At 67.6% G+C, this 22,211-nt stretch carries 25 protein-coding genes; 15 read left to right on the top strand and 10 right to left on the bottom strand.

Translation table 11 applies throughout. The annotated features are described in order from the left end of the window. Positions 1–15 precede the first annotated feature (15 nt). The 10 genes from KDW96_RS13625 to KDW96_RS13580 all read left to right on the top strand — a co-directional run bounded on the left by KDW96_RS13625 (position 16) and on the right by KDW96_RS13580 (position 8,900). The gene (locus KDW96_RS13625; protein WP_255836793.1) at positions 16–702 is read left to right on the top strand and encodes a YggS family pyridoxal phosphate-dependent enzyme; all 687 of its coding nucleotides are present in this window, start codon (positions 16–18) and stop codon (positions 700–702) included. 35 nt (positions 703–737) lie between these two features. Beyond that, positions 738–1,556: a pyrroline-5-carboxylate reductase gene (gene proC, locus KDW96_RS13620; protein ID WP_255836792.1), complete on the top strand. Its 819-nt coding sequence runs from the start codon at positions 738–740 to the stop codon at positions 1,554–1,556. 10 nt (positions 1,557–1,566) lie between these two features. Beyond that, on the top strand, positions 1,567–2,157 hold the full coding sequence (locus KDW96_RS13615) for a YggT family protein (protein ID WP_255836791.1): 591 nt from the start codon (positions 1,567–1,569) through the stop codon (positions 2,155–2,157). A gap of 315 nt (positions 2,158–2,472) precedes the next feature. Further along, positions 2,473–4,455: a dynamin family protein gene (locus tag KDW96_RS13610; RefSeq protein ID WP_255836790.1), complete on the top strand. Its 1,983-nt coding sequence runs from the start codon at positions 2,473–2,475 to the stop codon at positions 4,453–4,455. 105 nt (positions 4,456–4,560) lie between these two features. Further along, a complete protein-coding gene (gene metX / locus KDW96_RS13605; protein ID WP_255836789.1) occupies positions 4,561–5,700 on the top strand; it encodes a homoserine O-succinyltransferase MetX in 1,140 nt (379 codons plus the stop codon). A 7-nt stretch (positions 5,701–5,707) separates the two neighbouring features. Beyond that, positions 5,708–6,328, top strand: coding sequence for a methionine biosynthesis protein MetW (metW, locus tag KDW96_RS13600; protein ID WP_255836788.1), 621 nt, complete (start codon positions 5,708–5,710; stop codon positions 6,326–6,328). Between the two features lie 41 nt (positions 6,329–6,369). Further along, positions 6,370–6,789, top strand: coding sequence for a DUF4426 domain-containing protein (locus tag KDW96_RS13595; protein WP_255836787.1), 420 nt, complete (start codon positions 6,370–6,372; stop codon positions 6,787–6,789). Beyond that, complete coding sequence (gene rdgB / locus KDW96_RS13590; protein ID WP_255836786.1) at positions 6,786–7,382, top strand: RdgB/HAM1 family non-canonical purine NTP pyrophosphatase; 597 nt, start codon at positions 6,786–6,788, stop codon at positions 7,380–7,382. Before KDW96_RS13595 ends, rdgB begins: the two co-directional genes overlap by 4 nt. Then, a complete protein-coding gene (gene hemW, locus KDW96_RS13585; RefSeq protein ID WP_255836785.1) occupies positions 7,379–8,539 on the top strand; it encodes a radical SAM family heme chaperone HemW in 1,161 nt (386 codons plus the stop codon). Before rdgB ends, hemW begins: the two co-directional genes overlap by 4 nt. A 37-nt stretch (positions 8,540–8,576) precedes the next feature. Continuing rightward, on the top strand, positions 8,577–8,900 hold the full coding sequence (locus tag KDW96_RS13580; protein WP_255836784.1) for a DUF3392 domain-containing protein: 324 nt from the start codon (positions 8,577–8,579) through the stop codon (positions 8,898–8,900). Between the two features lie 64 nt (positions 8,901–8,964). Here the strand turns inward: KDW96_RS13580 and KDW96_RS13575 are convergent, their stop codons facing one another. The 5 genes from KDW96_RS13575 to KDW96_RS13555 form a co-directional block, all read right to left on the bottom strand. Beyond that, a complete protein-coding gene (locus tag KDW96_RS13575) occupies positions 8,965–10,308 on the bottom strand; it encodes a DUF1329 domain-containing protein (protein WP_255836783.1) in 1,344 nt (447 codons plus the stop codon). A 180-nt stretch (positions 10,309–10,488) separates the two neighbouring features. Next, entirely contained in the window at positions 10,489–11,160 is a 672-nt protein-coding gene (trmB, locus tag KDW96_RS13570) for a tRNA (guanosine(46)-N7)-methyltransferase TrmB (RefSeq protein WP_255840528.1), read from the bottom strand. An 89-nt stretch (positions 11,161–11,249) separates the two neighbouring features. Further along, a complete protein-coding gene (locus KDW96_RS13565) occupies positions 11,250–12,044 on the bottom strand; it encodes a thiazole synthase (protein WP_255836782.1) in 795 nt (264 codons plus the stop codon). 46 nt (positions 12,045–12,090) lie between these two features. Next, complete coding sequence (gene thiS / locus KDW96_RS13560) at positions 12,091–12,291, bottom strand: sulfur carrier protein ThiS (RefSeq protein ID WP_255836781.1); 201 nt, start codon at positions 12,289–12,291, stop codon at positions 12,091–12,093. Between the two features lie 103 nt (positions 12,292–12,394). Further along, positions 12,395–12,766, bottom strand: coding sequence for a DUF423 domain-containing protein (locus KDW96_RS13555; RefSeq protein WP_255836780.1), 372 nt, complete (start codon positions 12,764–12,766; stop codon positions 12,395–12,397). 67 nt (positions 12,767–12,833) lie between these two features. On the opposite strand from KDW96_RS13555, the gene mtgA reads away from it, so the two are divergent. After that, positions 12,834–13,562 (top strand): monofunctional biosynthetic peptidoglycan transglycosylase, encoded by a 729-nt coding sequence (mtgA, locus tag KDW96_RS13550; protein WP_255836779.1) that lies wholly within the window; start codon positions 12,834–12,836, stop codon positions 13,560–13,562. A 25-nt stretch (positions 13,563–13,587) separates the two neighbouring features. Here mtgA and KDW96_RS13545 read toward each other — a convergent pair whose 3' ends face one another. From KDW96_RS13545 to ftsY, 5 genes are all read right to left on the bottom strand, one after another. Beyond that, positions 13,588–14,199: a hypothetical protein gene (locus tag KDW96_RS13545; protein ID WP_255836778.1), complete on the bottom strand. Its 612-nt coding sequence runs from the start codon at positions 14,197–14,199 to the stop codon at positions 13,588–13,590. A gap of 58 nt (positions 14,200–14,257) precedes the next feature. Then, complete coding sequence (gene rpoH, locus KDW96_RS13540; protein ID WP_255836777.1) at positions 14,258–15,112, bottom strand: RNA polymerase sigma factor RpoH; 855 nt, start codon at positions 15,110–15,112, stop codon at positions 14,258–14,260. Between the two features lie 111 nt (positions 15,113–15,223). Next, positions 15,224–16,240: a permease-like cell division protein FtsX gene (gene ftsX / locus KDW96_RS13535; RefSeq protein ID WP_255836776.1), complete on the bottom strand. Its 1,017-nt coding sequence runs from the start codon at positions 16,238–16,240 to the stop codon at positions 15,224–15,226. Continuing rightward, complete coding sequence (gene ftsE, locus KDW96_RS13530) at positions 16,240–16,908, bottom strand: cell division ATP-binding protein FtsE (RefSeq protein WP_255836775.1); 669 nt, start codon at positions 16,906–16,908, stop codon at positions 16,240–16,242. The genes ftsX and ftsE overlap by 1 nt, the downstream gene beginning before the upstream one ends. 2 nt (positions 16,909–16,910) lie before the next feature. Next, the gene (ftsY, locus tag KDW96_RS13525) at positions 16,911–18,365 is read right to left on the bottom strand and encodes a signal recognition particle-docking protein FtsY (RefSeq protein WP_255836774.1); all 1,455 of its coding nucleotides are present in this window, start codon (positions 18,363–18,365) and stop codon (positions 16,911–16,913) included. 206 nt (positions 18,366–18,571) lie between these two features. Here ftsY and KDW96_RS13520 point away from each other — a divergent pair, with 206 nt between their 5' ends. From KDW96_RS13520 to KDW96_RS13505, 4 genes are read left to right on the top strand one after another with little or no spacing between them, the layout of a single operon-like run. Beyond that, positions 18,572–19,927, top strand: a complete 1,356-nt coding sequence (locus KDW96_RS13520) for a M16 family metallopeptidase (RefSeq protein ID WP_255836773.1) — start codon at positions 18,572–18,574, stop codon at positions 19,925–19,927. Then, positions 19,920–21,386, top strand: a complete 1,467-nt coding sequence (locus KDW96_RS13515) for a M16 family metallopeptidase (RefSeq protein WP_255836772.1) — start codon at positions 19,920–19,922, stop codon at positions 21,384–21,386. Before KDW96_RS13520 ends, KDW96_RS13515 begins: the two co-directional genes overlap by 8 nt. Next, entirely contained in the window at positions 21,386–21,979 is a 594-nt protein-coding gene (gene rsmD / locus KDW96_RS13510) for a 16S rRNA (guanine(966)-N(2))-methyltransferase RsmD (protein WP_255836771.1), read from the top strand. The genes KDW96_RS13515 and rsmD overlap by 1 nt, the downstream gene beginning before the upstream one ends. Next, positions 21,976–22,194, top strand: coding sequence for a hypothetical protein (locus KDW96_RS13505; RefSeq protein ID WP_255836770.1), 219 nt, complete (start codon positions 21,976–21,978; stop codon positions 22,192–22,194). Before rsmD ends, KDW96_RS13505 begins: the two co-directional genes overlap by 4 nt. Positions 22,195–22,211 lie beyond the last annotated feature (17 nt).

The following is a 22,211-nucleotide window of genomic DNA, read 5'->3' as shown; positions in this document are numbered from 1 at the left end:
TGCAGAGCGCGAGTAATGTCCACGATAGCAGAGAATATTGCAAAGGTCGGAGCGCGCATCCGTGAGGCGGCGCAAGCCTCGCAGCGCGATTGTGCGTCGATCGGCCTGCTCGCGGTGAGCAAGACCAAGCCCGCCGGCGCGCTGCGCCAGGCCCATGCCGCCGGGCTGCGCGACTTCGGCGAGAACTACCTGCAGGAGGCCCTGGAGAAGCAGGCCGAGCTCGGCGATCTGGAGCTGACCTGGCACTTCATCGGCCCCATCCAGTCGAACAAGACCCGCGCCATCGCCGAGCATTTCGCCTGGGTCCACTCGGTCGATCGCCTGAAGATCGCCGAGCGCCTCTCGGCCCAGCGCCCGCCCCAGCTGCCGCCCCTGAACGTCTGCCTGCAGGTCAACGTCAGCGGCGAGGCCAGCAAATCCGGCTGCGCCCCCGAGCAGCTGCCGGCCCTGGCCGAGGCGGTCGCACGGCTGCCCCATCTGCGCTTGCGCGGCTTGATGTGCATCCCCGAACCCACCGACGACCCGACCGCCCAGCGCGCGGCGTTCGCCCGCGTGCGCCAGCTGCAGGAAGGCCTGGGGCTCGATCTCGACACCCTGTCCATGGGCATGAGCCATGATCTGGAGGCGGCCATCACCGAGGGCGCGACCTGGGTGCGCATCGGCACCGCCCTGTTCGGCGCCCGCGACTATGGGCAGCCTTAGCCGCTGCCCCCACCGACTACTATAGGAAACTCGATATGACCACTCCCCGCATTGCCTTCATCGGCGCCGGCAACATGGCCGCCAGCCTGATCGGCGGCCTGCGCGCCCAAGGCGTCGAGGCCGGCGCGATTCGCGCCAGCGACCACGGCGCCGAGCAGCGCGCCAAGATCACCGCCGAACATGGCATCGAGACCTTCGCCGCCAACGCCGAGGCGGTCGCCGGCGCCGAGGTCATCGTCTTGGCGGTGAAGCCGCAGGTGATGAAGGACGTCTGCCTGGACCTGGCCGCGCACCTGGGCGAGGGTCAGCTGATCGTCTCGGTCGCCGCCGGCATCACCAGCGCCAGCCTGGAAGGCTGGCTGGGCCCGCGCGCCATCGTGCGCTGCATGCCCAATACCCCGGCCCTGCTGCGCCAGGGCGTCAGCGGCCTGTACGCCAACGCCCGGGTGTCGGCCACCCAGCGTCAGCAGGCCGAGCAACTGCTCGGCGCCGTCGGTCTGGCCCTGTGGCTGGACGAGGAGCGGCTGATCGATGCGGTCACCGCGGTATCCGGCAGCGGTCCGGCGTACTTCTTCCTGCTGATCGAGGCGATGACCGCCGCCGGCGAAAAACTCGGCCTGCCGCGCGAGACCGCCGCCCAGCTGACCCAGTACACCGCCCTCGGTGCGGCGCAGATGGCCGTGGCCAGTGATGTCGACGCCGCGGAACTGCGCCGCCGGGTGACCTCGCCCGCCGGCACCACCGAGGCGGCGATCAAGACTTTCCAGGCCGGCGGTTTCGAAGCCCTGGTCGAACAGGCGCTCAACGCCGCCGCCCGCCGCTCGGCGGAACTGGCCGAACAGCTGGGTCAATAAGGAGCTAATGATGATCGGACTCGATACCGCTGCCGTGTATATCCTGCAAACCCTCGGCAGCCTGTACCTGCTGGTGGTGCTGCTGCGCTTCATCCTGCAACTGGTACGCGCGGACTTCTACAACCCGCTCAGCCAGTTCATCGTGCGCGCCACCCAGCCGCTGCTCAAGCCGCTGCGCAAGGTCATCCCCGGCTTTGCCGGCCTCGACCTGGCCTCGCTGGTGCTGGCCATTCTGGTGCAGCTGCTGCTGATGACCCTGACCATGATGTTGATGGGCTACGGCGTCGGCAACCCGTTGCAACTGCTGGTCTGGTCGATCATCGGCGTCACCGCCCTGTTCCTCAAGGTGTTCTTCTTCGCCCTGATCATCAGCGTGATCCTCTCCTGGGTCGCCCAGGGCAGCCACAACCCGGCGGTGGAGCTGATCAACCAGATGTGCGAGCCGCTGCTGGCGCCGATCCGCCGCTTCATGCCCAACCTGGGCGGCCTGGACCTCTCGCCTATCGTCGCCTTTCTGGCGCTCAACCTGGTCGACATGCTGGTGATTCGCAACCTGGCGATGATGACCGGCATGTTTCGCGGGCTCAGCCTGGCGATCTAAAGGGTTCGCCGCGGCGGCCCTGGTGAGTCCAGACCAGGCGCCGCGGCGCGCGCCCGACCAGCGGCGCTGACCGTTCGCTCCGCCCGGGCGACCACAAGGCGGGACTGTGACGCTGTCCAATTGACGCACGGGGCCCGCTGCGCATAATGCCTGCCAGGCTCGCACGCGAAGGTGCGGGTCGCGGGGCGCCTCGGCAGGCGTCACGCGCAGTCGCTTGCGGCACAGGCGGGGCGCCGCAGCGGATACCCCGCTGGCCCGGATGAGACCTGCACCGCGGCCGCGTCCCACGGATGCGCTACCGAGAGGAACGCCCGGATGAGCATGGAACGTCTCAGTCAACAGGTCGATGCCTTCGTCGCCTGGAAGCGCGAGCTGATGCGCGAAATCACCCGCTATCGCAGCTGGCTGGCGACCAATCGCCTGACCTCCGACGCAGTGGAAGCCAAACTCGAGCGCGCCTTGCGCCTGCTGCGCACCGACCACATCACCCTGGCCTTTGTCGGCGAGTTCTCCCGCGGCAAGACCGAGCTGATCAACAGCCTGTTCTTCTCCGAATACGGCCAGCGCATGCTGCCTTCCCAGGCCGGTCGCACCACCATGTGCCCCACCGAGCTGTTCTTCGACCCCCGCTCGGAACGCTCCTATATTCGCCTGCTACCGATCGAGACGCGCCTGTCCGAAGCCAACGTGTCGCAGTTCAAGCGCATTCCAGGGCACTGGGTGAACATTCCGCTGGACCCCAGCGATCCGAACAACATGATCCAGGCCTTCACCCAGGTCGCGCGAACCAAACCGATGCCGGTGGAACAGGCGATCCAGCTGGGCTTCCACCCGGACATGCTGGAGCGCACCGGCAAGCCCGGCCAGGTGCTGGTGCCGGCCTGGCGCCACGCCCTGGTCAATTTCGACCACCCCCTGCTGCGCCAGGGCCTGCGCATCCTCGACACGCCGGGCCTCAACGCGCTGGGCAGCGAACCGGAACTGACCCTGTCGATGCTGCCCAACGCACAGGCGATCCTCTTCCTGCTTTCGGCCGACAGCGGCGTCACCGCCAGCGACATGGACATCTGGCAGCAGCACATCCGCCAGCTCGACGACGACACCCAGACCAGCCTGTTCGCCGTGCTCAACAAGATCGACGTGCTGTGGGACGACCTGGCCGGCGAGGCCTTCGTGCAGAACGCCATCGCCCGCATCCAGACCACCACCGCCAAGCAGCTCGGCATCAAGACCGAGGACGTGCTGCCACTCTCGGCCAAACAGGCCCTGCTGGCCAAGGTGCGCAAGGATCAGGCGCTGCTCGCCCGCAGCCAGATGGGCGGCCTGGAAACCCTGCTGTGCGAGCGCATCGTCAGCCAGAAGGAACGCCTGATCGAGAACCGCGTGGTCAGCCAGGTGCTGGCACTGCTGCAGAACAGCCAGCATGTGCTCAACCTGCGCCTGGAGAAGGTCAACGAGCAGCAGGCCCTGCTCAGCAACCACCAGCAGGACAACGGTCAGCTGCTGTTCGAATTGACGGCCAAGACCAAGGAGGACCATGGCCGCCACCATCGCCGCCTGCTCGGACTCAAGACCAATCAGCGCCTGCTCAAGCGCCAGGGCGAGTTGCTCTGCGCCGCGGCCCGAGCGGAACGCCTCGACGAGCACCTGAACAAGGTGCGCCGCAACCTCACCGGCAGCTGGACCACCCTGGGCATCAACCAGGCCATCCTGCACTTCTTCCACTCGGTGGAAAACGACCTGCACAGCCTGGCCCACGAGGCCGAGATGGCCAACAAGATGGTGGCCGCCATCTACCGCCGGCACAACGAGGAGAACCCGCTGCACGGCGTCGACGCGCCGCAGTTCGACGTCACCCGTTACCTGACCGAGCTCAACCAGCAGCAGGCCAAGGCCGATCAGTTCCGCCTGCACCTCAAGACCTTGCTCACCGAACAACGCAGCCTGACCCGGCGCTTTTTCGCCACCCTGGTGCAGGAAGTCATCGGCCTGCACCAGCGCCTGCGCCAGGAGGCCGAACAGTGGGCCGCCGACGCCCTGATGCCGCTGATGCAGCACACCCTGGAACACAAGCAGCTGCTGGAAACCCACATGCTGCGACTCAAGGCCCTGGCCCAGGAAACCCAGCAGAGCCGCCAGCGCAGCCAGCAACTGGCGCGCTACTGCAGCGAGCTCGAGCAGCAACTGGCCCAGGCCGGCGAGATGCTGCGCACCCTGCGTCGACCGGCGCCGATTCAGCGCCAGGGCAAGGTGGTCAGCCTGCCGGGCGCCAACCGCCTGCTCAGCGCCGCCGAATAGCCGCAAGACGACGCCAGGTGCCGCGCCCCCTGCGCTTGCCGCGGGGGGCAGCGCTCTTTAGACTGCTGCACTTCGTTTTTCCTTCCTTTTTCGCGAGCAGGGTCGATGCCGACTGCCTTCCCCCCCGATTCCGTTGGCCTGGTAACGCCCGAGGTGTTGCAGTTTGCCGCGCCCCTGGCGCTGGCCTGCGGGCGCAGCCTGGCCGACTACCAGTTGATCTTCGAGACCTATGGCCGGCTGAACGAGGCGCGCAGCAACGCGGTGCTGATCTGCCATGCCCTCTCCGGCCACCACCATGCCGCCGGCTATCACAGCCCGGAGGATCGCAAGCCGGGCTGGTGGGACAGCTGCATCGGCCCGGGCAAGCCGATCGACACCGACAAGTTCTTCGTCGTCAGCCTGAACAACCTCGGCGGTTGCAACGGTTCGACCGGCCCCTCAAGCCTCAACCCGTCCACGGGCAAGCCCTATGGCGCGGACTTTCCGGTGATGACCGTGGAAGACTGGGTGCACAGCCAGGCGCGCCTGGCCGATGCCCTGGGCATCGCGCAATGGGCCGCGGTGGTCGGCGGCAGCCTCGGCGGCATGCAGGCCATGCAATGGACCATCAGCTACCCCGAGCGCGTGCGTCACTGCCTGGCCATCGCCTCGGCGCCCAAGCTGTCAGCGCAGAACATCGCCTTCAACGAGGTGGCGCGCCAGGCCATCCTCACCGACCCGGAGTTCCACGGCGGGCACTTCCAGGAACAGGGGGTGATTCCCAAGCGCGGGCTGATGCTGGCGCGCATGGTCGGGCATATCACCTACCTGTCGGATGACGCCATGGGCGAGAAGTTCGGCCGCGGCCTGAAGAGCGAGAAGCTCAACTACGACTTTCACAGCGTCGAGTTCCAGGTCGAGAGCTACCTGCGCTACCAGGGCGAGGAGTTTTCCGGGCGCTTCGACGCCAACACCTACCTGCTGATGACCAAGGCCCTGGACTACTTCGACCCGGCCGCCGACCACGATGGCAACCTGGCCAAGACCCTGGCCACGGCCAGCGCCGACTTCTGCGTGATGTCCTTCACCACCGACTGGCGCTTCTCCCCGCTGCGCTCGCGGGAAATCGTCGACGCGCTGATGGCCGCCCGCAAGAACGTCTGCTACCTGGAGATCGACGCGCCCCAGGGCCACGACGCCTTCCTCATGCCGATCCCGCGCTACCTGCAGGCCTTTTCCAGCTACATGAACCGAATCCAGGTGTAACCCCGCCATGCGTGCAGATCTCGACATCATCCAGGAATGGATTCCCGCCGGCAGCCGCGTGCTCGACCTCGGCTGCGGCGACGGTGAACTGCTGGCCTGGCTGGCCGAGCACAAGGCGGTCAGTGGCTACGGCCTGGAAATCGACCCGGACAAGATCGCCCGCTGCATCGAGCGCGGCGTCAATGTGGTGGAGCAGAACCTCGACCAGGGCCTCGGCAACTTCGCCAGCGCCAGCTTCGACGTGGTGGTGATGACCCAGTCGCTGCAAGCCCTGCACTTCCCCGACAAGGTCCTGGCGGAAATGCTGCGGGTCGGTCGCACCTGCATCATCACCTTCCCCAACTTCGGCCACTGGCGTTGCCGCTGGTACCTGACCAGCAAGGGGCGCATGCCGGTCTCCGACTTCCTGCCTTACACCTGGTACAACACGCCGAACATCCACTTCTGCACCTTCGAGGACTTCGAGCGTCTGTGCCACGCGCAGCAGGCCAGCATCCAGGAGCGCCTGGCGGTCGACCGCGACCACCGCCACGGCTGGGCCAGTCGTATTTGGCCTAATCTGTTAGGTGAGATCGGCATCTACCGAATCAGCGGGCCCACCGCCCTGGACACGCAGACCGCCAGCTGAGCCGTCCGCCCCTCCAGGCCCAACCTTGCAGGAGAGCCACCATGCGCCGCATCGCCTTATTCTTTATCGCCCTGTGCCTGAGCCTGCCGGCGCTTGCCGAGCGCAAGCAGAGCTTCGGCGAGCTGGACGTGCACTACATCGCCTTCAACTCCGGGTTTCTCCAGCCGGATGTCGCCGCAGCCGCCGGCCTGGTGCGCAGCAAGACCCAGGGCGTGGTCAACATCTCCGTGCTCAAGGCCGGCAAACCCATGACCGCCAGTGTCGAGGGCACGGTGAAGAACCTGCTCGGGCAGAACTATCCCCTTCAGTTCAAGCAGGTCAACGAGGGCACGGCGATCTACTACCTGGCGCAGTTCCCCTTCGAGAGCCGCGAGGTGCTGCGTTTCACCATCAACGTCAAGGCCGGCGACGCCGTCGCCCACAGCTTCGACTTCAGCCAGGAATTCTTCCCCGACGAATGATGCCCATCACCGAACTCGTACTCGCCAGCCACAACGCCGGCAAACTCAAGGAACTCCAGGCCATGCTCGGCGATGCCGTGCGGGTGCGCTCGGTCGGCGAGTTCAGCAGCGTCGAACCGGAAGAGACCGGCCTGAGCTTCGTCGAAAACGCCATACTCAAGGCGCGCCACGCCGCCCGGGTGTCGGGACTACCGGCCCTGGCCGACGATTCCGGCCTGGCGGTCGATGCCCTCGGCGGTGCCCCGGGCATCTACTCGGCACGCTTCGCTGACCGCCAGGGCGATGCCGCCAACAACGCCAAGCTGCTCGAAGCGCTGAAGGACGTCCCCGATGAACAGCGCGGCGCCCAGTTCGTCTGCGCCCTGGCCCTGCTGCGACACGCCGAAGACCCGCTGCCGATCCTCTGCGAAGGCCTGTGGCACGGACGCATCCTGCACCAGGCGCGCGGCGACCAGGGCTTCGGCTACGACCCGCTGTTCTGGGTCGAGGAGCGCCAGTGCGCCAGTGCCGAACTGGCACCGGCGGAGAAGAACCAGCTGAGCCACCGCGCCCGCGCCATGGCCCTGCTCAAGCAGCGCCTGGGGCTCCCATGAGCCACTCTGCGGGCGCAGGCTTCCAGCTGCCGCCGCTGGCGCTCTATATCCACATTCCCTGGTGCGTGAAGAAGTGCCCCTACTGCGACTTCAACTCCCACGCCGCCGGCCCGACGCTGCCGGAACAGGAGTACGTCGACGCCCTGCTGGCCGATCTCGATGAAGAGCTGCCCCAGGTCCATGGCCGCCCGCTGACCTCGATCTTCTTCGGCGGCGGCACCCCCAGCCTGTTCTCCGCCCAGGCCCTCGGCCGACTGCTGGAAGGCGTCGAGCACCGCGTGCCGTTCGCCGCCGACATCGAGATCACCCTGGAAGCCAACCCCGGCACCTTCGAGCAGGCCAAGTTCGCCGCCTACCGGACCCTCGGCATCAACCGCCTGTCGATCGGCGTGCAGAGCTTCCAGGCGCAGAAACTCCAGGCCCTGGGACGCATCCACGACGGCGACGAGGCGATCCGCGCCGCCGACATGGCGCGCGCCGCCGGCTTCGACAACTTCAACCTGGACCTGATGCACGGCCTGCCGGACCAGTCGCTCGACGACGCCCTGGGCGATCTGCGCATCGCCATCAGCCAGGCGCCGACGCACCTGTCCTGGTACCAGCTGACCCTGGAGCCGAACACGGTGTTCTGGAGCCAGCCGCCGACGCTGCCGGAAGACGACATCCTCTGGGACATCCAGGAGGCCGGCCAGGCCCTGCTCGCCGAGCACGGCTACGCCCAGTACGAGGTGTCGGCCTACGCCCAAGCGGGCAAGGCGGCGCGGCACAACCTCAACTACTGGACCTTCGGCGACTTCCTCGGGATCGGCGCCGGCGCCCACGCCAAGCTGAGCAGCCCGCAGGGCGTGATCAAGCGCAACTGGAAGACCCGCCTGCCCAAGGATTACCTGGACCCCGACAAGCGCTTCAGCGCCGGCGAACGCCTGCTGGGCACGGACGAACTGCCCTTCGAATTCCTGATGAACGTGCTGCGCCTCACCGACGGCGTGGCCAGCGAGCTGTTCAGCGAGCGCACCGGCCTGCCGCTGGCGCTGCTCGCCGGCGCCCGCGCCGAGGCCGAGCGCCGCGGCCTGCTGCACCGCGATCCGGCACGGCTGAGCGCGACCCGCGAGGGTCAGCTGTTTCTCAACGACCTGCTGCAACACTTCCTACCCTGACCGACTCTTCGTGCGCCCGCGGCGCTAAGGACCCCGCATGGACCTGCTACTCGAGCTGATCGCCACCCTGTCGCGCTGGAGCCGCGGCCACCTGTACGACATCTCCCTGGCGATCATGGCCACCCTGTTCGTGCTGTTCGGCCCGGGGATCAACGCCTGGGTGCAGCGCAGCATCGGCAGCCTCAACTTCTTCCTGCGCACCCTGATCTTCGTGCTGGTCTGCGCCCTGGGCTACGGCCTGGCGATCGTCTTCCTGACCCCCTGGCTGTCCCAGGGTCTGGGGCACTTCAACAACTACACCCTGGCCCCGGTGCTGCTGCTGGTGTTCTTCCTCATCGGCGTGCTGGCCGATCGCGGCTAGCGCCAGCCCCAGACACGAAAAAGCCGCCTGATGCGGCGGCTTTTCCACGATAACTAGCCCGTTCTCAGTTGCCGACGCGGCGCAGCGCCTGCGGGGTGAAGTCACGCGGGCCAAGGTCGGCGGCGAAATCGTACATCGGCTCGTTGTTGTCCAGGCCGTCGACGAAGTAGCGTCCCCCCTTCAAGTCGTAGAGCGTCTCCAGGGTGCTGCCGAACATCGGCACCTCGTAGTAGCTGATCGGGTGGCTCTCCTGCAGGCCGACCAGCTCCCCCTCGTCGTCGTACAGGTCCACCGCGAGGATCTGCCAGCTGTCCTCGTCCAGGTAGAAGCGGCGCTTGGCATAGGGATGGCGGAAGCCCTTGCGCAGCTCGGCCTCGACCAGCCAGACACGGTGCAGTTCATAGCGCAGCAGCCCCGGGTTGACCGTGTTGCGTTGCAGGATGCTGTCGTAGGGGATGCCGCGCTGGTGCACCGCGTAGCTGTTATAGGGCACCAGCAGCGCCTGCTTGCCCAGCAGCTGCCAGGTATAGCGATCCGGGGCGCCGTTGTAGGTGTCGACCATGTCGGCGGTGGCCATGCCGTTGGTGTCCGGCTGGGGGCTGTCGTAGGCCAGCATCGGCAGGCGCCGCACCCGGCGTTCGCCGCGACTGAAGCGCCAGGCCTTGCGGATCGCCAGCACCTGATCGAGGGTCTCCTGCACCAGCAGCGCCGAGCCGGCAAGCTTGGCCGGGGCGACCACCTTGTAGCGGTAATGGAACAGGGTGTTGTCCAGGTCCTGCGGGCTGACGTCTTCGCGGCCATAGCGGAAGTAGATGTCGCGCTCCAGCTTGAGCAGGGTATAGGCGCCATTGGCCAGCACCGCCGCCTGGTTGGTGACCATGCGAATCTGCTCGCCCCGGTAGCGCATGATGTGGTTCCAGATCGCCTGCTGACCGTTCTCCGGCACCGGGAAGGGCACCCCCGCGGCGACTCCGGCGACGCCGTTACCGCCGGAGATCAGCTCGGCGTTGAGGGCGTTGAAGCGGGTGGCGTCGTAGATCCGCTGCGGCGCCGCGGCGCTGCGCCGGGTCGGGTAGACGCGCAGGAAGTAGTCGGGGTGCCGCGCCAGCAGTGCCTGGTGACCGGCCGACAGGCGGGAACGGAACTGCTCGAGATTGCCGGCGTCGACCTGGTGCAGCGGGGTGTCGGCGGCATAGGGATCGGGATGGTGCGCACCCGCCCGGTAGCCGGCCGGCGGCTGGGCCAGGCCACCCTGCCAGCTGGGGATGGTGCCGTCGGCACTGGCGGCCCGCTCACCGCCCAGGGGCGTCAGGTCCTGGCCCAGGCGCGCAGCCTGGACGGCGTCGATCTTGGCCTGCGCGGGCAGCGCCAGGGCCGCCAACAACAGCAGTGGAAGTGTTCGCAACACAGCATTCTCCTCACGGCGCAGCCGAGCGTGCGCCGCCTTTTCTTATTTCGCGCGTTAGTGACCGCGCTTTATCGGAGTCGTCGAGGTGGGGTGCCGTCCTGGCGTCGGGTGGTCCCGATCTTCTGCCATCATCCCGATGGCGGCGCTGCTCGAGCAGCGCCGGGAGTCTACGGGTTCGGCTCAGGTAGTGCGCTGGAATTTGAGGTCCCACACGCCATGGCCGAGGCGTTCGCCGCGGCGCTCGAACTTGGTGATCGGCCGTTCCGCCGGGCGCGGCACGTACTGCCCGTCCACCGCCTGGTTGCTGTAGCCCGGCGCCGCGCTCAGCACTTCGAGCATATGCTCGGCGTAGGGCTGCCAGTCGGTCGCCATATGCAGCACGCCACCGATCTTGAGCTTCTGCCGCACCAGCTCGGCGAAGGCCGGCTGGACGATCCGCCGCTTGTGGTGACGGGCCTTGTGCCAGGGGTCCGGGAAGAACAGCAGCAGGCGGTCGAGGCTGGCGTCGGCCACGCACTGGCGCAGCACCTCCAGGGCATCGCAGCTGTAGACGCGCACGTTGCTCAGATTCTGCGTCATCAGGCCGTTGAGCAGCGCGCCGACGCCCGGTCGGTGCACCTCGACGCCGATAAAGTCCTGCTCCGGAGCGGCCGCCGCCATTTCCAGCAGGGAGTGGCCCATGCCGAAGCCGATCTCGAAGGTGCGCGGCGCACTGCGGCCGAACACCTGGTCGAAGTCCTGGGCAGCGTCCTCCAGGCGCAGACCGAATCGCGGCCAGCCCTGGTCGAGGCCGCGCTGCTGGCCTTCGGTCATGCGCCCGGCGCGCATGACGAAGCTCTTGATGGTGCGCAATGGGCGCGTGGCCTCGGCCTCAGCCGAGGGGTCGTGGGATTCAGTCATGGGGCACTCTTGGAATCGATAGGTCGAGAGTCGGCCAGCACTCAGCGGATCAGGCCGTCCAGCGGCGAGGACGCGCTGGCGTAGAGCTTCTTCGGCATGCGCCCGGCCAGGTAGGCCAGGCGTCCGGCCTCGATGGCGTACTTCATCGCCTCGGCCATCAGCACCGGGTTCTGTGCATGGGCGATGGCGCTGTTCATCAGCACCGCCTCGCAGCCCAGCTCCATGGCGATGGTGGCGTCGGAGGCCGTACCGACCCCGGCATCGACCAGCACCGGCACCGTCGCCTCTTCGAGGATGATGCGCAGGTTGTAGGGGTTGCAGATGCCCAGGCCGGTGCCGATCAGGCCGGCCAGCGGCATCACCGCGATGCAGCCCATCTCGGCCAGCTGGCGGGCGATGATCGGGTCGTCGCTGGTGTAGACCATCACGTCGAAGCCGTCCTTGACCAGCACTTCGGCGGCCTTGAGGGTCTCGATCACGTTGGGGAACAGGGTCTTCTGGTCGGCCAGCACCTCCAGCTTGACCAGCTTGTGCCCGTCCAGCAGCTCGCGGGCCAGGCGGCAGGTGCGCACGGCTTCCTCGGCGTCGTAGCAACCGGCGGTGTTCGGCAGGATGGTGTAGCGCTCCGGCGAGATCACCTCGAGCAGGTTCGGCTCGCCGGGGTTCTGACCGATATTGGTGCGGCGCACCGCGACCGTGACGATCTCCGCACCCGAGGCCTCGATGGCCGCGCGGGTCTCCTCGAGGTCCTTATACTTGCCGGTGCCGACCAGCAGGCGGGACTGGTAGGTACGGCCGGCCAGGGTGAAGGGCTTGTCGCTGCGAACGTGGCTCATGAAAGACTCCTCGGGGCTGATGACGGGGACGTGGTTGGCGGCGGCCTCAGCCGCCGCCGATGGCATGCACCACTTCGACCCGGTCACCGTCGCGAAGCGCGGTGCTGGCGTGCAGGCTGCGTGGCACTATGTCCAGATTGAGTTCCACCGCAATGCGCCGGCCGGCCAGGTCCAGGCGGCCGAGCAGGTCGGCGACGGTCTGGCCATCGGGCAGCTCGAATGCTTCACCGTTCAACTGAATGTGCATGACGGAGCGGTCACATCTTGAGAGGGGGACGGCATTCTAGCCCGATCATCGGCGCCGACCAAGGCTAAAGGGCGCCATTCGTCCAGCCTTCCTGACGCACGGGTCAGGTCCGTCGCCAGGCCGCCAACCCCAGGCACAGCCAGCCGCCGAGAAAGGCCAGACCACCGAACGGGGTGATGATACCGAATCTGCTGTAGCCGCTCAGCGCCAGCAGGTACAGGCTGCCGGAGAACAGCAGGATGCCCAGGGCGAACAGCGCCCCGGCCAGGTTCATCAGACGCCCGGGGACCTGGCGCGCCAGCAGGGCGACGCCGAACAGGGCAAGGCCGTGAATCAGCTGATAGTGGCTGGCGGTCTGGAATACCGCCAGATGGTCGACGCTGAGCCGGCTCTTCAGACCATGGGCGGCGAAGGCGCCGAAGGCGACCCCGGTGAATCCGGCCAAGGCGGCCAACAACAACCACAGACGAGCCATGGGTCACTCCAGACAATTCGAAGGCGACCAGTATAATGGCCGCCATTCCCCCGCCGGCCAAGCTCGCATGTTCCGCTCCATCCGCCGCCAACTGTTGAAACTGCTGCTCTACTTCATGGCCGCCACGGCCCTGCTGGTATTGCTGCTGCGCTGGGTGCCACCGCCCGGTACGGCGCTGATGGTCGAGCGCAAGGTTGAATCCTGGATCGATGGCCAGCCGATCGACCTGCAACGGAGCTGGCGCCCCTGGAGCGAATTGCCCGACGACCTCAAGCTGGCGGTGATCGCCGCCGAGGACCAGAAGTTCGCCGAACACTGGGGCTTCGATATCGCGGCGATCCGCGCGGCACTCAGCCACAACCGCCAGGGCGGCTCGGTGCGCGGCGCCAGCACGCTGAGCCAGCAGGTGGCCAAGAACCTGTTCCTCTGGTCCGGCCGCAGCTGGCTGCGCAAGGGCGTGGAGGTCTGGTTCACCGCGCTGATCGAGCTGCTCTGGCCGAAGCAACGGATTCTCGAGGTCTACCTCAACAGCGCCGAGTGGGGTGAAGGGGTGTTCGGCGCGGAGGCCGCCGCGCGTCATCATTTCGGCACCGCAGCACCTTACCTGTCGCGCCAGCGCGCCAGCCTGCTGGCAGCCGTGCTGCCGAACCCGCGGAACTGGAGCGCCAGCCGGCCGAACAGCCATGTCGGTCGCCGCGCGGCCTGGATTCGCCAGCAGATGTGGCAGCTGGGCGGCAGCCACTACCTGAACCGGCTGCGGGGCGCTCGCCCGCAATGGTGGCCGGACTGGCTGTAGCGGCCGCCGCACGTTGCCAGTCGACTCAGCGCGCTCTCAAGGCCCGGCGCGGCACGACCTGCAGCAGCCGCAGCTGCTCGCCTGCGGCGTGGGCGGTCAGCCCTAGGTCCGGGTAGACCCAGGCCTCGCCCTCGGCCAGCTGCAGGCGCAGGCGCGGCTGGCCGAGACTGGCCCCCACGCGCTCGACGGGCACATCGGCCACTGGTTCGAGCGTCAGACTGATGATCCCGTGATGGCCCAGCTGCGCCAGCAAGGCCGCGGCCAACGGCTGCTCGGCGTCGTCGCCCCCCAGTCCGGCCGCCGCCATCAGGCTTTCGCGCTCAGCCTCAGTCAAGGCGATCTCGGCCTCCAGCCGCCATGTCTCGCCGTCGGTCCGCCAGTCGCCGCGATAGAGCAGGCGCGCCCCATCCGGACGTGGCTGCAGCCACAGCTCGCCCCCAACCTGGGCGCCCAGCTCCGCCAGACGCAGGCGCTCGTCGGCCAGCGGTGCCAGTACCTCGGTTTGCCACTCGGCCAGCCAAGGCAGCGGCGCAGCCGGCTGGGCCGCGCGCACCAGCCAGGCGCCCCAGGCGAAGAACAACGAGGCGACGGCGACGAATACCAGCCAGTGCCAGGGACCCAGGGGAGGCAGCTTCACGGGTGATCTCCAGGCAGAAAAAAGCCGCACCCGGGTGCGGCTTGTTCGATTGGGCGGCTTACGCGGCGATCGAGCCCTTGAGCTTGTTCATCGCGTTCTTCTCCAGCTGGCGGATGCGCTCGGCGGAGACATTGTACTTGGCGGCCAGGTCGTGCAGCGTGGCCTTCTCTTCGGCCAGCCAGCGCTGGTAGAGGATGTCGCGACTGCGCTCGTCGAGCCCTTCCAGGGCTTCATGCAGGTTGGCCGTGGCGCTGTCGCTCCAGTCGGCATCCTCCAGCTGGCGGGCCGGGTCGTAACGGTGGTCTTCCAGGTACTGGGCCGGCGACTGGAAGGCGCTGTCGTCGTCGGCGTCACTGGCCGGGTCGAAGGCCATGTCGTGACCGGTCAGACGGCTCTCCATCTCGCGCACTTCGTGGGGCTCGACGCCCAGGCTTTCCGCCACCGCATGCACTTCGTCGTTGTTCAACCAGGCCAGGCGCTTCTTCTGGCTGCGCAGGTTGAAGAACAGCTTGCGCTGGGCCTTGGTGGTGGCGACCTTGACGATGCGCCAGTTGCGCAGGATGAACTCGTGAATCTCGGCACGGATCCAGTGCACGGCGAAGGATACCAGGCGCACACCCATTTCCGGGTTGAAGCGCTTGACCGCCTTCATCAGGCCGACGTTGCCTTCCTGGATCAGATCGGCCTGGGCCAGCCCGTAACCGGAATAGCTGCGGGCGATGTGCACGACGAAGCGCAGGTGGGCCAGGACCATTTGCCGCGCGGCCTCGAGATCCTGCTTGTAGTACAGACTCTCGGCCAGCTCGCGCTCCTGCTCCGGGCTCAGCAGCGGGATGCTGTTGACCGCGTGCACGTAAGCCTCCAGGTTGGCGCCTGGGACTAGGGCATGAACAGGTTGCAAGGACGTTGACATTCGAACCCTCCGACTCACAAAACGCGTGCAGTTTAGCACTGCCGAATACGACTGAATAAGCGTATACAAGTTCCGTTACAGATAGTCAATATTAAGCAAATCAATCAGTTACTACCTGGGCGCCAGCTCGCTCAAATGGCGCGCGACGGCCAGCCAGGCGCCAATGTAACCCAGCAGCACCGCACCGAGCAGCAGCGACAGACCGTCGGCCACCGGCACCCCGGCCAGGGCGAAGTTGCTGCCGTACAGACCGGCCAGGCGCACCACCGCGCCATTGAGCCAGCCCAGGCCATAGGCCAGCACCAACCAGGCCAGCAGGCCGGCACCGAAGCCGTACAGCGCGCCCATATAGAGGAAGGGCCGACGCACGTAGCTGTCGGTGCCGCCGACCAGCTTGATCACCTCGATCTCGGTGCGGCGGTTCTCGATGTGCAGGCGAATGGTGTTGCCGATCACCAGCAGCAGGGCCAGCACCAGCAGCAGGGTCAGGCCGAAGACGAAGCGGTCGCCCAGATTGAGGATCGCCGTCAGGCGCTCGACCCAGAGCAGATCGAGCTGGGCCTGCTGCACCTTGGGCAGCTCGGCCAGGCGCAGGCGCAGGGCCTCCAGGGTGGCCTTGTCGATTTCCCTGGGGGTGACCAGCACCACGCCGGGCAGGGGGTTTTCCGGCAGCTCCTTGAGCGCCTCGCCCAGGCCGGACTGCTGCTGGAACTCGTCCAGCGCCCGTTCGCGACTGATCCACTCGGCCTCGGCGACATCCTCCATCGCCGCGATCAGCTCGCGCAGCCCCTCACCCTCGGCATCGCTGGCGTCGATCTGCAGGAACAGGGAGATCTGCGCCGCGCGCTGCCAGGAGCCGCCGAGGCGCTCGACGTTATCCAGCAGCAGGGCCAGGCCCATGGGCAGGCTCAGGGCGACCGCCATCACCAGGCAGGTGAAGAAGCTGCCGACCGGCTGCTTGGCCAGCCGGCGCAGGCTGTCGACCAGGCTGGCGCGGTGGCTTTCCAGCCAGGCGTGCAACTGGCTGCGAAAGTCCGGGCCGTCGTCCGGGGTCTTCTGCTCGGCCTTCTTCGGCGCGGCGCCGACGCGCTGGGCCGGCTGCGGTGGCGGAATGCGGGTGGCGCTCATCAGACCGCCTCCCCGTCGCCGATCAGGCGGCCGCGCTGCAGGGTCAGCATGCGGTGGCGCATGCGCGCGATCAGCGCCAGGTCGTGGCTGGCGATCAACACGCTGGTGCCCAGACGGTTGATGTCCTCGAACACGCCCATGATCTCCGCCGCCAGGCGCGGATCGAGGTTGCCGGTCGGCTCGTCGGCCAGCAGCAGGGCGGGACGATGGACGATGGCGCGGGCGATGCCGACGCGCTGCTGCTGACCGGTGGATAGGTCGCCGGGAAACAGCTCGACCTTGTCCGACAGGGCCACCCGCTCGAGCGCGGCGCCGACCCGCTGGCCGATCTCGGCCTTGCCCAGTCCGAGAATCTGCAAGGGCAGGGCGACGTTGTCGAACACGCTGCGGTCGAACAGCAGCTGGTGATTCTGGAACACCACGCCGATCTGCCGCCGCAGGTAGGGAATCTGCGCGCTGGTGATCTGCGCCAGGTCCTGCCCGGCCAGCAGCAGCTTGCCGCTGGTCGGCCGCTCCATCGCCAGGATCAGCCGCAGCAGGGTGCTCTTGCCGGCACCGGAGTGGCCGGTGACGAACAGGAACTCGCCGCGGCGCACGCGGAAACTCAGCTCGTGCAGCCCGACGTGACCGTTGGGGTAACGCTTGCCGACCTGCTCGAATCGAATCATCCCTATTTCTCCGCGAACAGCGCCTGGACGAAGGCTTCGGCCTCGAAGGTGCGCAGGTCGTCGATGCCTTCACCGACGCCGATATAGCGGATCGGCAAACCGAACTGCTTGGCCAGGGCGAAAATCACCCCGCCCTTGGCGGTGCCGTCCAGCTTGGTCAGCACCAGACCGCTGAGGCTGACCGTCTGATTGAACTGCTTGGTCTGGTTGATGGCGTTCTGCCCGGTGCCGGCATCCAGCACCAGCAGCACTTCATGGGGCGCGCTGTCGTCCAGCTTACCGATCACCCGGCGCACCTTCTTCAGCTCTTCCATCAGGTTGTCTTTGGTGTGCAGGCGCCCGGCCGTATCGGCGATCAGCACGTCCATGCCGCGGGCCTTGGCGGCCTGCACCGCATCGAAGATCACCGAGGCGGAGTCGGCGCCGGTGTGCTGGGCGATCACCGCGATCTGGTTGCGCTCGCCCCACACCTGCAGCTGCTCCACCGCCGCGGCGCGGAAGGTGTCGCCGGCGGCCAGCATCACCTTGTTGCCTTCCAGTTGCAGCTTCTTCGCCAGCTTGCCGATGGTGGTGGTCTTGCCGACGCCATTCACCCCGACCACCAGGATCACGTAGGGACGCTTGGCGTGGTCGATGCGCAACGGCTGTTCGACCGGCTTGAGCAGCGCGGTCAGCTCCCCCTGCAGCGCCTGGTAGAGCGCGCCGCTGTCGGTCAGCTGCTTGCGCGCGACCTTCTGGGTCAGGCTCTGGATGATCGCCGTCGTGGCCTCGACGCCGACGTCGGCCATCAACAGGCGGGTCTCGATCTCGTCGAGCAGGTCGTCGTCGATCGCCTTCTTGCCGAGAAACAGGCTGGCCATGCCCTCGCCGAGGCTGGCGCTGGTCTTCGACAGGCCCTGCTTGAGACGGGCGAACCAGCCGCCCTGGTTGTCGCCGGGCTTGGCCTGCTCGACCGGCGCCACGACCACTGGCGGAGGCGGCTCGGCGGGCTCGGGCGCAGGGGTCGGCAGCGGCGTGTGCAGCACCTCGCTACCGGCGTTGATGCGAAAGCGCGAGGCGCTGGGCGCTGCGGCTGGCGTCGACCCCGGCGCAGATTGCGGGGCGGCCGGCGCCTCTGGCAGGTAGCCGGCGGACGGCGCCGCAGGCGGTTCGGTGGCTGGCGGTGCCTCTGCGGAAGCGGCCTGGGGAGACGGTTCAGCGGCCGCGGACACGGCGCTATCGGCAGGCGGAGCAAGCGGCGCAGGTACCGGTTGCTCTGCTGCCGGCACCTGCGCCACGTCGGCAGCAGGAGATGGCTCGGGAGCGTTAGGCGCGGCGTTGTCGGCAGGCGCCTGCGGCTTCTTGCGCAGCCAGCCGAACAGGCCCTTCTTTTCCGCAGTCTTGTCCGCGCCTTTCTCGGCAGGTTGCTCGGCCGCAGGTGTGGCGGGAGTCTTCTTGTCGTCGTTGGAACCAAACATGGAGGACGGCTATCTCAAAGGAGCGACGCGCCGCTAGGCTGGTCTGAAAACATCGCAAAAGCCGCGCAGATAACCTCGAGAGAAGTTGCGCAACAGTTTTCAGCTGGCTTAACAGGCATGGCCGCCGGTAAAACGGATGAGTATCCTAGCACCTCCGCGCCCGCCGACGCTAAGTCCAAGCGGGCCGCCCGACAGGTCGACAGTTAATGAATATGATTGCCCGCCGCGCCGTCGCCGCAGTCCTCGGCGCACTCTGCATGCCGCTGATGGCGCTCGCCGCCGCCCCCCAACCGACCCACGAATTCAGCCTGGACAATGGCCTCAAGGTCATCGTCCGCGAGGACCATCGCGCCCCCGTGGTGGTGTCGCAGATCTGGTACAAGGTCGGCTCCAGCTACGAGACGCCCGGCCAGACCGGTTTGTCCCACGCCCTGGAGCACATGATGTTCAAGGGCAGCGACAAGATCGCCCCCGGCGAGGCCTCGCGCATCCTGCGCGAGCTGGGCGCCGAGGAGAACGCCTTCACCAGCGACGACTACACCGCCTACTACCAGGTGCTGGCCCGCGACCGCCTGGCGGTGGCCCTGGAGCTGGAAGCCGACCGCCTGGCCAGCCTGCGCCTGCCGGCCGACGAGTTCCAGCGCGAAATCGAAGTGATCAAGGAAGAGCGCCGCCTGCGCACCGAAGACAAACCCTCGGGCAAGGCCTACGAACGCTTCAAGGCCATGGCTTACCCGGCCAGCGGCTACCACACCCCGACCATCGGCTGGATGGCCGACCTCGAACGCATGAGCGTCGAGGAGCTGCGCGCCTGGTATCAGGCCTGGTATGCGCCGAACAACGCCACCCTGGTGGTGGTCGGCGACGTAACGGCCGACGAGGTGCATAAGCTCGCCGAGCGCTACTTCGGCCCCATTCCCCGTCGCCCCGTGCCGAGCGCCAAGCCCCCGCGCGAACTGCCGGCCCCTGGAGAGCGGCGCCTCACCCTGCACCTGAAGACCCAGCTGCCCAGCCTGCTGATGGGTTTCAACGTGCCCGGCCTGGCCACCGCCGAGCAGCCGCGCCAGGTGCATGCCCTGCGCCTGATCGCCACCCTGCTCGACGGCGGCTACAGCGCGCGCCTGCCGTCTCGTCTGGAGCGCGGCCAGGAACTGGTTTCCGGCGCATCCGCCTGGTACAACGCCTACGCCCGCGGCGACAGCCTGTTCGTGCTGTCCGCCACCCCCAACGTGCAGACCGGCAAGAGCCTGGAACAGGCGGAAGCCGGCCTGTGGCGCGAGCTGCAGGACCTGCAGCAGAGCCCGCCTTCGGCCGAGGAGCTGGCGCGGGTGCGCGCCCAGGTCATCGCCGAGCTGGTCTACGACCGCGACTCGATCACCAGCCAGGCCACCACCATCGGCCAGCTGGAAACCGTCGGCCTGTCCTGGCAACTGATCGATCAGGAGCTGGCCGAGCTGGAAGCGGTCACCCCGGCCGACATCCAGAGCGCCGCCCGCACCTTCTTCACCCGCGACCGCCTCAGCGTCGCCCATGTCCTGCCCGAGGAGGCGCGTGATGAATGAACGCAACGCTCTGCGCTATGGCCTCCTGGGCCTGGCGCTGTTGGTGCTGCTGACGGTCACCCGCGAGGACGCCGCCGCGCCGCCCGCCAAGCCGGCCGAGGCCGGCAAGCTGGAATCCCTCACCGAACTGAACGGCCAGGCACCGACGCGCCGCGACCTGCAGATTCAGACCTGGCAAACCGCCGAGGGCGCCAAGGTGCTGTTCGTCGCCGCCCCCCAGCTGCCGATGTTCGACCTGCGCCTGACCTTCGCCGCCGGCAGCAGCCAGGATGACGGCGTGCCGGGCCTGGCCATGCTGACCAACGCCATGCTCAACGAGGGCGTGCCGGGCAAGGACGTCGGCGCCATCGCCGCCGGCTTCGAGAACCTCGGCGCCCAGTTCAGCAACGGCGCCTATCGCGACATGGCGGTGGCCAGCCTGCGCGCCCTCAGCGCGCCCGAGATCCGCGAGCCGGCGCTGAAGCTGTTCGCCACGGTGGTCGGCCAGCCGACCTTCCCCGAGGACGCCCTGGGGCGGATCAAGAACCAGGTGATGGCCGGCTTCGAGTACCAGAAGCAGGACCCCGGCAAGTTGGCCAGCCTGGAGCTGTTCCAGCGCCTGTACGGCGAGCATCCCTACGCCCATCCCAGCGACGGCAACGAAACGTCGATCCCGGCGATCGGTCGCGAGCAGCTGCAGGCCTTTCACGCCAAAGCCTACGCCGCCGGCAATGCGGTGATCGCCCTGGTCGGCGACCTCTCGCGCAGCGAGGCCGAGGCCCTCGTCGCCCAGGTATCGGCGGCCCTGCCGAAAGGCCCGGCATTGCCACGCATCGCCCAGCCGGAGCCTCCGCAGGCCGGCGCCAGTCACATCGACTTCCCGTCCGAGCAGACCCACCTGATGCTCGCCCAGCTCGGCATCGACCGCCGCGATCCGGACTACGCCGCCCTCTACCTGGGCAACCAGATCTTCGGCGGCGGCGGCTTCGGCACCCGGCTGATGGAGGAGGTGCGGGAGAAACGCGGTCTGACCTACGGCGTCTACTCCGGCTTCAGCGCCATGCAGGCGCGCGGCCCCTTCATGATCAACCTGCAGACCCGCGCCGAACTCAGCGCTGGCACCCTGCAGCTGGTCAAGGACCTGCTGCGCGACTACCTGGAAGAAGGCCCGACACAGAAGGAACTGGACGACACCAAGCGCGAGCTGGCGGGCAGCTTTCCGCTTTCCACCGCGAGCAACGCGGCGATCGTCGGCCAGCTCGGCACCATCGGCTTCTACGACCTGCCGCTGGACTACCTGGAGACCTTCATGGCCCAGGTCCAGGCCCTCGACGTCGAGCAGGTCAAGGCGGCGATGGCCAGGCACCTCGACCCCGATTCCCTGGTGATCGTCACCGCCGGTCCGGACGTGGCGCAGCAACCGCTGCCACCACCGAGCGACAAGCCCGCCGAGCAACCCACCGGCGTTCCGGAGCACTGATGCCCAGATCCCCCGTCAAACCCGCCAAGGCCCATGGCGGCCAGGGCCAGTTACGGATCATCGGCGGCGAGTGGCGCTCGCGCCGCTTCGCCTTCCCCGATGGCCCGAGTCTGCGCCCCACGCCCGACCGCGTGCGTGAGACCCTGTTCAACTGGCTGGCGCCCTATGTCGAGGGCGCACGGGTGCTCGACCCCTTCGCCGGCAGCGGCGCCCTCTATCTGGAGGCGCTGTCCCGTGGCGCCAGCAGCGCCCTGGCCCTGGACCTCAACCCGGACTCGGTGGCCGCCCTGCGCGGCCACCTGCAGACCCTGCGCTGCGAGCACGGCCAGCTGCTGCAGGCCGACGCCCTCGCCTACCTGCAGCAGCAGCCGACCACGGCCTTCGACCTGGTGTTCCTCGATCCGCCGTTCCACCAGGGCCTGCTGCCGCCGATCTGCAACCTGCTGGAAAGTCGCGGCTGGCTCAGCCCCCACGCCTGGATCTACAGCGAGAGCGAAACGCCGCCCTCTAACCTGGGCCTGCCCGGCAACTGGCGGCTGCACCGGGAGAAACAGGCCGGTCAGGTGTACTACGCCTTGTGGCAGCGCGGATGAAGGATTTCATCTACACCCACCTGCCCTACCTGCTGCTGATCGCACTGGCGTTGCCGGTGCTGTTCAGTCAGCAGGAAATTGCGCTCCACCTGGCACGTTCGATACCGCACAACCCGAACCTCGGTATCACCATCGGCCTGGCCAACCAGCGCATTGCCGCCCTGCTGGTACTTGCCTGGTGTGCCTGGCGCATACTGCGCAAGCGTCGGCACTGAAAAAGCCGGCATTGCCG

It is taken from the genome of Pseudomonas benzenivorans (genome assembly GCF_024397895.1).
GTDB lineage: Bacteria > Pseudomonadota > Gammaproteobacteria > Pseudomonadales > Pseudomonadaceae > Aquipseudomonas > Aquipseudomonas benzenivorans_A.
The sequence above is the reverse complement of the archived record's forward strand: the minus strand, read 5'-3'. Positions and strand labels throughout refer to the sequence as shown.

Bases quoted from the DNA above. Each gene is read 5' to 3' on its own strand.
- KDW96_RS13625 (WP_255836793.1), top strand. From the start codon at position 16: ATGTCCACGATAGCAGAGAATATTGCAAAGGTCGGAGCGCGCATCCGT.
- proC (WP_255836792.1), top strand. From the start codon at position 738: ATGACCACTCCCCGCATTGCCTTCATCGGCGCCGGCAACATGGCCGCC.
- KDW96_RS13615 (WP_255836791.1), top strand. From the start codon at position 1,567: ATGATCGGACTCGATACCGCTGCCGTGTATATCCTGCAAACCCTCGGC.
- KDW96_RS13610 (WP_255836790.1), top strand. From the start codon at position 2,473: ATGAGCATGGAACGTCTCAGTCAACAGGTCGATGCCTTCGTCGCCTGG.
- metX (WP_255836789.1), top strand. From the start codon at position 4,561: ATGCCGACTGCCTTCCCCCCCGATTCCGTTGGCCTGGTAACGCCCGAG.
- metW (WP_255836788.1), top strand. From the start codon at position 5,708: ATGCGTGCAGATCTCGACATCATCCAGGAATGGATTCCCGCCGGCAGC.
- KDW96_RS13595 (WP_255836787.1), top strand. From the start codon at position 6,370: ATGCGCCGCATCGCCTTATTCTTTATCGCCCTGTGCCTGAGCCTGCCG.
- rdgB (WP_255836786.1), top strand. From the start codon at position 6,786: ATGATGCCCATCACCGAACTCGTACTCGCCAGCCACAACGCCGGCAAA.
- hemW (WP_255836785.1), top strand. From the start codon at position 7,379: ATGAGCCACTCTGCGGGCGCAGGCTTCCAGCTGCCGCCGCTGGCGCTC.
- KDW96_RS13580 (WP_255836784.1), top strand. From the start codon at position 8,577: ATGGACCTGCTACTCGAGCTGATCGCCACCCTGTCGCGCTGGAGCCGC.
- KDW96_RS13565 (WP_255836782.1), bottom strand. From the start codon at position 12,044: ATGAGCCACGTTCGCAGCGACAAGCCCTTCACCCTGGCCGGCCGTACC.
- thiS (WP_255836781.1), bottom strand. From the start codon at position 12,291: ATGCACATTCAGTTGAACGGTGAAGCATTCGAGCTGCCCGATGGCCAG.
- KDW96_RS13555 (WP_255836780.1), bottom strand. From the start codon at position 12,766: ATGGCTCGTCTGTGGTTGTTGTTGGCCGCCTTGGCCGGATTCACCGGG.
- mtgA (WP_255836779.1), top strand. From the start codon at position 12,834: ATGTTCCGCTCCATCCGCCGCCAACTGTTGAAACTGCTGCTCTACTTC.
- rpoH (WP_255836777.1), bottom strand. From the start codon at position 15,112: ATGTCAACGTCCTTGCAACCTGTTCATGCCCTAGTCCCAGGCGCCAAC.
- ftsX (WP_255836776.1), bottom strand. From the start codon at position 16,240: ATGAGCGCCACCCGCATTCCGCCACCGCAGCCGGCCCAGCGCGTCGGC.
- ftsE (WP_255836775.1), bottom strand. From the start codon at position 16,908: ATGATTCGATTCGAGCAGGTCGGCAAGCGTTACCCCAACGGTCACGTC.
- ftsY (WP_255836774.1), bottom strand. From the start codon at position 18,365: ATGTTTGGTTCCAACGACGACAAGAAGACTCCCGCCACACCTGCGGCC.
- KDW96_RS13520 (WP_255836773.1), top strand. From the start codon at position 18,572: ATGAATATGATTGCCCGCCGCGCCGTCGCCGCAGTCCTCGGCGCACTC.
- KDW96_RS13515 (WP_255836772.1), top strand. From the start codon at position 19,920: ATGAATGAACGCAACGCTCTGCGCTATGGCCTCCTGGGCCTGGCGCTG.
- rsmD (WP_255836771.1), top strand. From the start codon at position 21,386: ATGCCCAGATCCCCCGTCAAACCCGCCAAGGCCCATGGCGGCCAGGGC.
- KDW96_RS13505 (WP_255836770.1), top strand. From the start codon at position 21,976: ATGAAGGATTTCATCTACACCCACCTGCCCTACCTGCTGCTGATCGCA.